Source organism: Burkholderia sp. AcTa6-5, from assembly GCF_017815075.1.
In the GTDB taxonomy this organism is placed as follows: Bacteria; Pseudomonadota; Gammaproteobacteria; order Burkholderiales; family Burkholderiaceae; genus Burkholderia; species Burkholderia sola.
This window is the reverse complement of the sequence record NZ_JAGIQE010000001.1, coordinates 644619-656801: the sequence shown is the minus strand read 5'-3', so window position 1 is coordinate 656801 and position 12183 is coordinate 644619. Positions and strand designations below refer to the sequence as shown.

The window sequence follows — 12183 nt, the reverse complement described above, 5'->3', positions numbered from 1 at the left end:
GCGTTGCAAACGACGCGGCGTGCGCGGCCGGCCCAACCCGACTCGAGCTCCCATGTCCATCCACGTCGCGCTGCATCACACCACCCGCTATCGCTACGACCGGCTCGTCAACCTCGGCCCGCAGGTCGTGCGACTGCGGCCCGCGCCGCATTGCCGGACCCCGATCCTCGCGTATTCGATGACGGTCGAGCCCGCGCAGCACTTCATCAACTGGCAGCAGGATCCGTTCTCGAACTATCTCGCGCGGCTCGTGTTTCCGGAGCGCACCGAGCACTTCGAGATCACGATCGATCTCGTCGCCGAGATGTCGGTGTACAACCCGTTCGACTTCTTTCTCGAAGCGAGCGCGGAGCAATACCCGTTCAGCTATGACGACGCGCTGAAGACCGAACTCGCGCCGTATCTCGCGTGCGACCCGCAGACGAGCGCCGCGCCGCTGTTTCGCGCGTATCTCGACGGCGTCGACCGCACGCCGGCCGGCACCGTGAACTTCCTCGTCGCGCTGAACCAGCAGCTTCAGCGCGACATCGGTTATCTGGTGCGGATGGAGCCGGGCGTGCAGACGCCCGTGCAGACGCTCGAACTCGCGTCGGGCTCGTGCCGCGACAGCGCGTGGCTGCTCGTGCAGCTGTGCCGTCATCTCGGCATCGCCGCGCGCTTCGTGTCCGGCTACCTGATCCAGCTGACCCCCGACGTGAAATCGCTCGACGGCCCGAGCGGCACGTCGGTCGATTTCACCGACCTGCATGCATGGTGCGAGGTCTATCTGCCGGGCGCCGGCTGGATCGGCTTCGATCCGACGTCGGGCCTGCTCGCCGGGGAAGGGCATATTCCCCTCGCGTGCACGCCGCAGCCGACGAGCGCCGCGCCGGTCGAAGGGCTGATCGACGAGTGCGAGGTGTCGTTCGAGCACGAGATGAGCGTGACGCGCGTGTACGAATCGCCGCGCGTGACGAAGCCGTACACCGAATCGCAGTGGGAGGCCGTGCTCGCGCTCGGCACGCAGGTCGACGGCGCGCTGGCCGCCGGCGACGTGCGGCTCACGCAGGGCGGCGAGCCGACCTTCGTGTCGATCGACGATCGCGACGGCGCCGAGTGGAACACCGACGCGCTCGGCCCGACCAAGCGCGGCTACGCGACCGAACTCGTGCAGCGGCTGCGCGCCGAATACGGCGACGGCGGCTTCCTGCATTTCGGGCAGGGCAAGTGGTACCCGGGCGAGCAACTGCCGCGCTGGGCGCTGTCGATCTTCTGGCGCGCAGACGGTCAGCCCGTGTGGCACGATCCGTCGCTCTTTGCCGACGAGCGCGAACCGTCGTCGTACACCACCGACGACGCGAAGCGCTTCATCGATGCACTCGCCGCGCGGCTGAGCCTGAGCGGCGAATTCATCCAGCCTGGCTACGAGGACGTCTGGTATTACTTGTGGCGCGAGCGCCGGCTGCCCGTCAACGTCGATCCGTTCGATGCGCGCCTCGACGACGAGCTCGAACGCGCGCGGCTGCGCAAGGTTTTCGAGCAGCAGCTCGACAGCGTGGTCGGCTACGTGCTGCCGGTCAAGCGCACGGACGACGCGCCGGGCCTCGACGGGCCGCGCTGGCAGACGGGCCCGTGGTTCTTCCGCGACGAGCGGATGTATCTCGTGCCGGGCGATTCGCCGATGGGCTATCGGCTGCCGCTCGATTCGCTGCCGTGGGCGGCGCGCGCCGACTATCCGTACCTTGTCGAGCGCGATCCGTTCGCGCCGCGCGACGTGCTGCCGGACGCCGCCGCCATTCGCGCCCGTTACGCCGGCCCGGCCGACGCGCCGCGCTATCTGGCCGGCGTGCATCGCGAAGCGTCCGCGCAGACCGTGATGCAGTGGCGCGACGACGGCACGGCCGCGAGCGGCCGACCGGACGCCGCGGATCCGCATCGCCGGCCCGAGCGCTTCGAATCGGCCGCGTGGATCACGCGCACCGCGCTGTGCGTCGAAGTGCGCAACGGCATCTTGTACCTGTTCATGCCGCCGCTCGCCGCGCTCGAGGATTATCTCGACCTGCTCGGCGCGATCGAGCTGACCGCCCACGCACTCGGCGTGAAGCTCGTGCTCGAAGGCTATCCGCCGCCGCGCGACGCACGGCTGAAGCTGCTGCAGGTGACACCGGATCCCGGCGTGATCGAGGTGAACATCCACCCGGCCGCGAGCTTCGACGAGCTCGTCGACCACACCGAATTCCTGTACGACGCCGCGTGGCAATCGCGGCTGTGCAGCGAGAAGTTCATGGTCGACGGGCGGCACGTCGGCACGGGCGGCGGCAACCACTTCGTGCTCGGCGGCGCGACGCCGGCCGACAGCCCGTTCCTGCGCCGCCCCGATCTGCTCGCGAGCCTGATCGCGTACTGGCACAACCATCCGTCGCTGTCGTACCTGTTCTCGGGGCTGTTCATCGGGCCGACGAGCCAGGCGCCGCGTGTCGACGAGGCGCGCAACGACCAGCTTTACGAGCTCGACATCGCGTTCGCGGAGATCCAGCGCAACAAGCTGCTGTTCGGGCAGGACATGCCGCCGTGGCTCGTCGACCGCGTGCTGCGCAACCTGCTGATCGACGTGACGGGCAACACGCACCGCAGCGAGTTCTGCATCGACAAGCTGTATTCGCCCGATTCGTCCACCGGCCGGCTCGGCCTGCTCGAACTGCGCGCGTTCGAGATGCCGCCGCATGCGCGGATGAGCATCGTGCAGCAACTGCTGCTGCGCGCGCTGGTCGCGCGCTTCTGGGCCGCGCCGTACACGACGCCGCTCACGCGCTGGGGCACCGCGCTGCACGACCGGTTCATGCTGCCGGAATTTCTTCAGATGGATTTCGACGACGTGCTGGCCGAGCTGCGCGACGCCGGTTTCGCGTTCGATCCGGCGTGGTTCGCCCCGCACTTCGAATTCCGGTTTCCGCTGTTCGGGCAGATCGCGGTGAACGGGATGGAACTGTCGCTGCGCGGCGCGCTGGAACCGTGGCACGTGATGGGCGAGGAAGGCGCGCCCGGCGGCACGGTGCGCTACGTCGATTCGTCGGTCGAACGGCTCGAAGTGCGCGTGACGGGGCTGAACGACAACCGGCACGTCGTGACCGTCAACGGCCGCGCGCTGCCGCTGCAGCCGACCGGCACCGTCGGCGAATACGTCGCGGGCGTGCGCTACAAGGCGTGGTCGCCGCCGTCGGCGCTGCATCCGACCATCGGCGTGCACGCGCCGCTCACGTTCGACATCGTCGATACGTGGCTGCAACGCTCGCTTGGCGGCTGCCGGTATCACGTCGCGCATCCGGGCGGGCGCAACTACGCGACGTTCCCGGTCAATGCGTACGAAGCGGAGAGCCGCCGGCTCGCACGCTTCGTCGAGATCGGGCACACGCCGGGCCGGATGGAGGTCGCGGCCGCCGCGCCGAGCCGCGAATTCCCGTTCACGCTCGACTTGCGGCGGCCGTGATCGATCGATGACAGGGCGGACGACGATGCGCGGTTCGCGACCGCCCGGCGCACCGGCCGGTCGCGGCCCCGCCGGAATGCTAGGATGCGGGCAGAATGCGGTTCCGCACTGCGGCTTGCCGCCTGAATGGCGGCGCGCATGCGCGGCCGCACCCTGACGACGGAACGACATCGTGCCGCCCATTGACCTCGATCATCTCGCCGCCCTCGACGCGATGCCCACGCTTTTCGATACCGGCGCGCAGCCGGACGCCGCCGAACTGGCCGCCGCGCTCGCGGCGCCGGCCGCCGCCGGCCGCTACGACGAACTGCGCGGCAGCGCGGCCGGCCTGCACGCGCCTGCGCTGGCGCCCGCGTGGCGCAGCTTCTTCACGTCGATCGGCAGCGACGGCGTGGCCGACCTCGACCGCCGCGCCGACGCGCTGCACCGGCGCATGCGCGAGAACGGCCTGTTCTACCAGTTGCACGAGCAGCGCGCCGGCGACGGCGCGGTCGGCCCGTGGTCGCTCGACCTGCTGCCGCTGATCGTCACGCCCGAGGACTGGGTCGGGATCGAGCGTGGCGTGCTGCAGCGCGTGCGGCTGCTCAATGCGACGCTGGCCGACCTGTACGGGCCGCAGACGATCCTGCAGCGCGGGCTGCTGCCGCCCGCGCTCGTGACCGGCCACCCCGGGTATCTGCGTGCGATGCGCGGCGCGCGCGTGCCGGGCGATACGTGGCTGCACGTCGTCGCGTTCGATCTCGCGCGCGGCCCGGACGGCCAATGGCGGATCGTCGCGCAGCACACGCAGGGCCCGGCCGGGCTCGGCTACCTGCTCGAGAACCGGCTGATCGTGTCGCGGCTCTTTCCGCGCGGGTTTCGCGGGCTGCGCGTGCAGCGGCTTGCGTCCGCGTACCGCGCGCTGCTGCAGAGCATGCAGTCGCTCAGCCCTGCCGCGAAGAGTTCGCGGATCGTGCTGCTGACGCCGGGGCCGCACAGCGCGACCTATTTCGAGCATGCGTATCTCGCGCGCTATCTCGGCCTCACGCTCGTCGAAGGCGGCGACCTGACCGCGCGCGACAACCGCGTGTTCCTGAAGACGCTGAGCGGGCTCGAACCGGTGCACGGCATCCTGCGGCGCGTCGACGATGCGTGGCTCGATCCGCTCGAACTGCGGCCCGATTCGATGCTCGGCGTGCCGGGGCTGTTGCAGGCCGTGCGCGCGGGCAACGTGCTGCTCGCGAACGCGCCGGGCTCGGGCTTCCTCGAGTCGCCGGCGATGCTCGGCTTCATGCCGCGTCTCGCGGAAGCGCTGCTCGGCGAAACGCTGACGCTGCCGGCCGTGCATTCGTGGTGGTGCGGCGAGGCGGCCGCGTGCGACGACGCGCTGCCGCAGCTCGCGCGCGGCATCGTGAAGGCATCCTATCCACCCGACGTGCAGGAAGGCGGTGCATTCGAACCGGTGATCGGCGCGCGGCTCACGCAGGCGCAACTGGCGGAATGGCGCGCGCGGATTCTCGCGCAGCCCGAACACTACACGGTGCAGGCCGACCTGCCGCTGTCGCAGGCGCCGACCTGGCCGCGGCCCGACGCGCCCGACGGCAACGACAGCGCGCGCATCGTGCCGAAGCCGCTGCTGCTGCGCGTGTTCGCGCTCGCCGACGGCGCGCAGCGCTGGCGGCTTCTGCCGGGCGGGCTGTCGCGGGTCGGCACGCGCGACGCGCTGTTCAACGCGCCGATGCCGCGCGGCGGCAGCACCGTCGACACGTGGGTGATGACCGAGGGCATCGTCGATTCGACGACGCTGCTGCAGACGCATCTCGGCCCCGACGACCTCATCGAACGGCCGCGCGCGATCGCGAGCCGGGCGGCCGAGAACCTGTTCTGGCTCGGCCGCTACACCGAGCGCGCGACCAACCTGATGCGCCTCGCGCGCGCCGCGCTCGAACGGCTGCGCGGCGAAGACGACGTCGACAGTCCCGCGCATCTGGAACTGATCGACACGTTGTGCCGGGACACCGGGCTGATCGCGGCCGACGCGCCGCACGCCGTCGATGCGCCGCGCGCGTTCCAGCATGAGCTGGCGACGTCGCTGACGCGCGGCGCCGATCGCACGTCCGGGATCGCGTCGTGCCTGTTCGGCATGCGCGGCGCGGCTGCCGCGATCCGCGAGCGGCTGTCGAGCGATCAGTGGCGGCTGATCGACGACGCGACCCAACTGTTCGCCGACAGCGCAGGACAGCAGGAAGCGGAGGAGCAGGTCGGCAACGACGCGCTGCAGTTGCTCGAGCGCCTCGGCCTGCTGCTCGGCGCGATCACCGGCGCGCAGACCGATAACATGACGCGCGACGACGGCTGGCGATTGCTGTCGATCGGCCGGCAGATCGACCGGCTCGACTTCCTGTGCAGCGTACTGAAGTTCGCGTTCGACGAAGGCGCAGTGCATCGGCAGGACGGCTTCGAGCTCGTGCTCGAGCTGTTCGACAGCACGATCACGTTCCGCTCGCGCTTCCAGCGCGGCTTCGACGTCGCGCCGCTGCTGTCGCTCGTCGTGCTCGATACCGACAACCCGCGCTCGCTCGGCTGGGTCGTGCAGGCGCTGCGCGGCCGGCTGACGAAGGTCGAACGCGGCGAAGGCTACGCGCTGTCGGAACTGGCCGAGACGGTTCCGGACATCCCCGCGTGGTCGCTGCACGAGCTGTGCGAGACCGCCGAAGACGGCCGACACGACAAGCTGCTCGCCGCGCTCGACACGACGGTGAAGGCGGTGTGGGAGCTGTCGAACCGGATCGGCGAACGCTATTTCAGCCACGTGCGCGAGGCGGGCAGGACGCTATGGTGACGACGAAAGGCGCACCGAAAACACCGGCCGGTTCCGGCAACGCACGGCAGGCGCCGCCCTCGGCTCCGGCCGCGACGGGTGCGCCGGCCGCCGTCGCACCGGGCCGGTTGCTGCGTGTCACGCACGACACCGAATACCGTTACGCGGCGCGCGTCGAATCCGCGCAGCACCAGGCACGCCTGCAACCGCTCGCGACGCCGCGCCAGCAGGTGCTGTCGTTCTCGCTCGACATCGAACCTGCACCGGAATCGGTTTGTACCGAAGTCGACGCGTTCGGCAATGCACGTGCGTCGTTCGCGCTGAACCTGCCGCACGACACGTTGCTGGTGCGCAGCCGCAGCACCGTGCGCGTGACGCCGCCCGTGTGGTCGCTCGGCGCGCGCGGCGCGCCGCCGCCTGCGATCGCGAACCCGGACGCCGCGCATGCCACCGCATGGGAGGCCGTGCGAGACCGCCTGCGGTTCCGCGCGGGGCAGCCTTACGACCCGGCGAGCGAATTCGTGTTCGCGTCGCCGCACGTGGCGTGCGACCCGGAACTCGCCGCATACGCGGCCGCGAGCTTCACGCCGCAACGGCCGCTCGTGCAGGCGGCATGGGACCTGATGCGGCGCGTGCATGCCGATTTCGCGTACACGCCGAACAGCACCGACATCACGACGTCGGCGCTCGACGCGCTGCGGTTGCGCAAGGGCGTGTGCCAGGATTTCGCGCACGTGATGATCGGCGCGCTGCGCTCGCTCGGGCTGGCCGCGCGTTACGTCAGCGGCTACCTGCTCACGCAGCCGCCGCCGGGCCAGCCGCGGCTGATCGGCGCCGACGCTTCGCATGCGTGGGTCGAGGTTTACGACCCCGCGTGGCCCGAGGACAACGGATGGCTGCAACTCGATCCCACCAACGATCGAGCGCCGGGCGACGACTACGTGATGCTGTCGGTCGGCCGCGATTATGCCGACGTGACGCCGCTGCGCGGCGTGATCCGCGGCGGCGGCGCGGATCAGGAGCTGAAGGTTGGCGTGACGGTCGAGCCGCTCGATGCGGCCTGAGGGTACTGTCAGGCGGGGCTCGCGCGCTTTAAGTCTTCGTTAATTCTGCACGCCTAGCATGGTGATGTCGGCGAACGGTCCGGACCCATCCGGCGCGCCGGCGGCACGCGCGGGTGCGTCGACGTCACGGCGCCGCGCCGTCGCGCGTCGCCATTTCCCTGCAACGGCGGCGGACATGATCAAGAATTTCGACTATACGCTCGGCAACGAGAAGATCGAGCTTTGTGCGAGCTTCGGCGCGGGTCCGGCATTCCGCCGTGTGCTCGTGAGCCGTGCGGATTCGATGGAAACACTGGTGGTGCTCGACGCACGCGGGCTGTCGGGCCTGCTGAAGGTGGCGACCGAAGAACCGGAAGGGCTGCTCGACGACGCGATCCGCAAGGTCGGTGACGAACAGCTCGTCGAGCGGGCGATCCGCGGCCGGACGATCGTCGAAGCCGCACTGTGATCGGGCGGCGCGTGAGCGTGCCGGCAGGCACGGCAACACGCGCCGCGTCGCGTGACGTCGCTCAGGCGGCGAACCGGTCCGTCGCCGCAACCAGCGCCTCCAGAATCCCCGGCTCGTTGTACGCGTGCCCGGCGCCGGGCACGATTTCGAACGTGGCGTCCGGCCACGCCTTCGACAACTCCCACGCGGTGCGCGCTGGCGTCGCGATGTCGTAGCGGCCCTGCACGATCACGCCAGGGATGCCGGCGAGACGATGCGCGTCGCGCAGCAACTGGCCTTCCTCGACGAAGCCCTTGTTCACGAAGTAGTGGTTTTCGATCCGCGCGAACGCGAGCGCATAGTGGCCGTCCGCGAAGTGCGCGGCGAGCGCGGGATCGGGCAGCAGCGTGATCGTGCGGCCCTCCCAGATGCTCCATGCGCGCGCGGCTTCGAGTTTCGCGGCTTCGTCGTCGCCGGTCAGCCGACGATGGTAGGCGGCCATCAGGTCGCCGCGCTCGGCTTCCGGAATCGGCGCGAGGAAGTCTTCCCAGTGATCGGGGAACAGCCACGACGCGCCGTCCTGGTAGTACCACAGCAATTCCGCGCGACGCATCGTGAAGATGCCGCGCACGATCAGCGCGCTCACGCGTTCCGGATGGGTTTCCGCATACGCGATCGCCAGTGCGCTGCCCCACGAGCCGCCGAACACCAGCCATTGCTCGGCGCCGACCATCTCGCGCAGGCGCTCGATATCGGCGACCAGATGCCACGTCGTGTTGTTCTCGAGGCTCGCATGCGGCGTCGAGCGCCCGCAGCCGCGCTGGTCGAACAGCAGGATGTCGTAGCGCTCGGGATCGAACAGGCGGCGATGGTCGGGGCCGCAGCCGGCGCCCGGGCCGCCGTGCAGGAATACGGCGGGCTTGCCGGCCGGATTGCCGCAGCGCTCCCAGTAGATGCGATGGCCGTCGCCGGTGTCGAGGTGGCCGTGGGCGTAGGGTTCGATCGGTGGGTACACAGGCAGGCTCCGGGTGAGGGTCGACAGGAGGCGGACGAGGCGCGGACCGGTGTGCGGGCGGGGTACGGGACTGCGTGGATTGCTGCGCCGCAAAAGTCGTTGCGTGGGCATCGGACCGGCCGCCGCCGGACACGGTTTGTCATTATGCCCATTCGTCGCGCCGGACGTTGACCCGCCGGGAAGCGGCGTCGCCGGCGGTGTGAGTCACGCGGATTTTTGAAGCAATTTCATTCCGATATTTTTCATACAAAATCCGGCGACAGGTCGGCGGGCTGATCGGACGCCGGCCCATTCCCGCTCCTTCACCGTGCCAACGGAAACCAGCCGATGAACCATCGCGTCACGCAGTTGACCGGGTTGCGCGCCGTCGCGGTCGCGATGGTCGTCGTCGGTCATGCCGAGCATGTGCTACCCGGCGGCTATACCGGCTGGTACGCGCCGTTGCGGCTGATCGCCGACGGGCGGCTCGGCGTGCTGATCTTCTTCGTGCTGAGCGGTTTCCTGATCACCAACGTGCTGCGCGCCGAGTTCGCGCGCACGGGCGGCATCGCGCTGACGTCGTTCTACGTGCGCCGGGCGCTGCGGATCTGGCCGGCTTGCTACGTGTATCTCGCGGCGGTGGCGATCGTCGCGTTCGCCGGCGGGTTCGATGTCGACCGCCGGCAGTGGCTTTATGCGGCGCTGCACCTGTGGAATTACTCGGCGTGGTTCGGGCTGACCGGGGACAACGCGCTGCATCCGGACGGCGCGTGGTACCTCGGCCATTTCTGGTCGCTCGCGCTCGAGGAGCAGTTCTACTGGTTCTGGCCGCTGCTGTTCGTGTTCGGCATCCGCCGCACCGGCACGCGCTGGCTGGCCGCGCTGATCCTGATCGTGCCGCTGGTCCGTGCGACCACGTATTTCCTCGCGCCCGCGCTGCGCGGCCAGCTCGGGATGATGCTGCACACGGGTGTCGATCCGATCCTGATCGGCTGCTATGCGTCGCTCAACCGCGAACGGCTCGAAGCGTGGATCGGCTCGTGGCGCGGCGAGGCGCGCATCGTGACGGCGCTCGTGTTCGTCGTGCTGCTCGGCATGCCGCTCGCCGAACACCGGCTCGGCGGCTTCTGGAATGCGACGTACGGCGTGACGCTCGAAGCCGCGCTGATCGCGATCGTGATCGTCGTGCTGAATTTCCGCAGCGAGTTCTGGTGCGCGCGGTGGTTGCGCGCCGGGCCGGTGGTGTTCGTCGGCACGATCTCGTTCAGTCTTTATCTGTGGCAGCAGCCTTTTGCGAATCCGGATCTGCCGGTGCCGCATGGGTTTCCGCTGGGCATCGTATGGGCGCTGATTGCCGCGACCGCCAGCTATTTCCTCGTCGAAAAGCCGTTCCTGCGGCTGAAGGATCGCTATTCGGCGCGCGAGGCGCGACGCGTGCGGGACGACGCGTTGCGGAGGCCGGCGCCGACCGATGCGATCGGGCCGAAGGTGGTGGAATAGGTGGGCGGGGTGGTGATTCGCGTGGCCTTACTTGAAGCGCTTCTTCGAGGCGGGTGAATACCAGAAGTCGCGGAACATATCGATTCCATACGACTTGCCGTCGTATTTGACGATCGTGCGCACGGTACGTTTCCCGGTGGCCGAGCCATTGTCGTCGTCGCTTTCCATATCGGTGACGTGCGCCGTAATCGATAGATCCGCGAAACCGTTGTGAGACGTTTTCTCGACAGCAATCGTCATGTGCGCAGATTCACTACGCAAGTCGCTCGTGTCGGGGCCGCAAGCGGTGCCCGTGGTGGCTACCCAGCCATGGAGATTTGTACCGAACACCGGCCGGAGGCGGGCGCCGTCGCGAATCCACAGCGTCAGGTCGTTCTCGGGGTATGCGTCCACGCAACTTTGCCCGCGCGCGCTGCTGGTAAACACGACGCCGAACGCGCGCACATCAGGCGACAGCCTGTAGGGTGCCGTGTCGATGCGGTAGCTGTTCTCGTTGATCTCCGTTACTGCATCTTCCTGAACCACCGACCGATCGGCCGCCACGACCTTGCCGCCCTCGACGAGCGCGACGACCTGCAGCTTTTTGCTCTCGTCCGGGTTCTTGCTTTTGGGCAGCGAATCGAACGCGACGGCCGCGATCGTCGTTTGCGGCGCGTTCGGCATGGCCTTGCATGACGACGCGACGACGAGCCGGTCCGCGTCGCGCGTGGCGATGCGTGCGCTCGCGATACCGGCCCAGCGGGCGATGGCTGTGACGGTTTCGTCGCTGCAAGGCTGATTATCGGCGGCGTGAGCGACGGGGAAGGCGGCGAGCGCCAGTATTGGGGCGAAGCGCAGGACTCTCATTGTCGCGATCGGAAATGTCTCTTCATGGATTTTCGTGGGTGTCGTTTACCGGCCCGTTGTTGCCGTTGAGCTTTGACGAAAGCTGTTGTTCAATGAGATGTTAGGCGGCAACCGCAAGAACCTAGTTAAGTGCACCACAGCACTCCTTGTATCGCTTTCCGCTTCCGCAGGGGCACCGCGCGTTTCGGGACACCGCCGGCGCTGACTGCAAAGCTTTCTTTACGGCCTCTTCGAGCACCAAAAGCTCACTTGCCTGAATCACGTATCCAAGGTTGTTCGGGATACTTCCAACTGCTATCGACTTCGTATCCGTTGGAACGTCAACTACGACGATCTCGCCGGTTGTAGTGTGTTGAGGGCCGGCGTACAGGGTTCCAAGCAATGCCACTCGACTTCCTGCACAAAGCGAACCGTTCGGGCTGACATAGCTTCCAATATTCGCCAAGAATACGGGGGATCCTGACGAGCCAGGGAAGCAAGCCGCATCAATGAGGAACTCAGGCTTCCCGTTCAATTTCAGCTTGGGATGTGTTGCCGTAATTCCCTTTCTGATGATTGGTAGATTGTGAAGCTGATCCCATAGACCGTTGGGGTAACCAATCATCACGATCTCCTCCATCGGAGGCAAAGACTCCAGAAGATCGTTGCTTGCGAGCGCCCCTTTACCAAGAGGTACAAAATGATAGGCCCGCCCGTCCTTGCTTGCACTATTTAAGATTGGGCCTATAGGAAAGGCAACTAGATCTATCGTGGCTGTAGGGTGGGGTATGCAATATTTACCCAAATCGTTAAGGACTACGGCCTCATGCTTCCCAAGCTCTGGAGTACCGTCTTTATTCTTCAACGTTAAATGAAAGACTCCTCGGATCGCACCCTCGACAACATGCTTGTTCGTCACTACGCAGGGAAGTACTGTCCCCTCTGCCTCGCAGAACATAAAGATGTAGCCAGAACCCGACGAAATTCTATTCTGTGAATCCGTGCATTCAATGCGCACCGTGCTATGCACAAGTTGCGTGATGGGATGGATGAACTGAGACATCGATCAAAGCGCTTTACGTTCAAAGATTTTCGAAGAATAAAAAA

At 67.4% G+C, this 12183-nt stretch carries 8 protein-coding genes; 5 read left to right on the top strand and 3 right to left on the bottom strand.

The genetic code is table 11. The annotated features are described in order from the left end of the window. The first annotated feature begins 52 nt into the window (after positions 1 to 52). The 4 genes from J8I33_RS02790 (at position 53) to J8I33_RS02775 (ending at position 7778) form a co-directional block, all read left to right on the top strand. Positions 53 to 3466, top strand: coding sequence for a transglutaminase family protein (locus tag J8I33_RS02790; protein WP_124638545.1), 3414 nt, complete (start codon positions 53 to 55; stop codon positions 3464 to 3466). Positions 3467 to 3680: 214 nt separating this feature from the next. Continuing rightward, positions 3681 to 6287 (top strand): circularly permuted type 2 ATP-grasp protein, encoded by a 2607-nt coding sequence (locus J8I33_RS02785; RefSeq protein WP_209925463.1) that lies wholly within the window; start codon positions 3681 to 3683, stop codon positions 6285 to 6287. After that, positions 6281 to 7330, top strand: coding sequence for a transglutaminase family protein (locus J8I33_RS02780; protein WP_209932918.1), 1050 nt, complete (start codon positions 6281 to 6283; stop codon positions 7328 to 7330). The genes J8I33_RS02785 and J8I33_RS02780 overlap by 7 nt, the downstream gene beginning before the upstream one ends. A gap of 175 nt (positions 7331 to 7505) precedes the next feature. After that, positions 7506 to 7778, top strand: a complete 273-nt coding sequence (locus J8I33_RS02775) for a hypothetical protein (protein WP_124638543.1) — start codon at positions 7506 to 7508, stop codon at positions 7776 to 7778. A 61-nt stretch (positions 7779 to 7839) separates the two neighbouring features. Here J8I33_RS02775 and pip read toward each other — a convergent pair whose 3' ends face one another. Next, a complete protein-coding gene (pip, locus tag J8I33_RS02770; protein WP_209932914.1) occupies positions 7840 to 8772 on the bottom strand; it encodes a prolyl aminopeptidase in 933 nt (310 codons plus the stop codon). Positions 8773 to 9099: 327 nt separating this feature from the next. Here pip and J8I33_RS02765 point away from each other — a divergent pair, with 327 nt between their 5' ends. Next, entirely contained in the window at positions 9100 to 10251 is a 1152-nt protein-coding gene (locus J8I33_RS02765) for an acyltransferase (protein ID WP_209932912.1), read from the top strand. Between the two features lie 27 nt (positions 10252 to 10278). On the opposite strand, the gene J8I33_RS02760 is transcribed toward J8I33_RS02765, so the two are convergent. Together J8I33_RS02760 and J8I33_RS02755 are read right to left on the bottom strand one after the other, a co-directional pair. After that, complete coding sequence (locus tag J8I33_RS02760) at positions 10279 to 11097, bottom strand: multidrug ABC transporter ATPase (protein ID WP_209932910.1); 819 nt, start codon at positions 11095 to 11097, stop codon at positions 10279 to 10281. Between the two features lie 121 nt (positions 11098 to 11218). Then, on the bottom strand, positions 11219 to 12139 hold the full coding sequence (locus tag J8I33_RS02755) for a serine protease (RefSeq protein WP_209925426.1): 921 nt from the start codon (positions 12137 to 12139) through the stop codon (positions 11219 to 11221). Positions 12140 to 12183 lie beyond the last annotated feature (44 nt).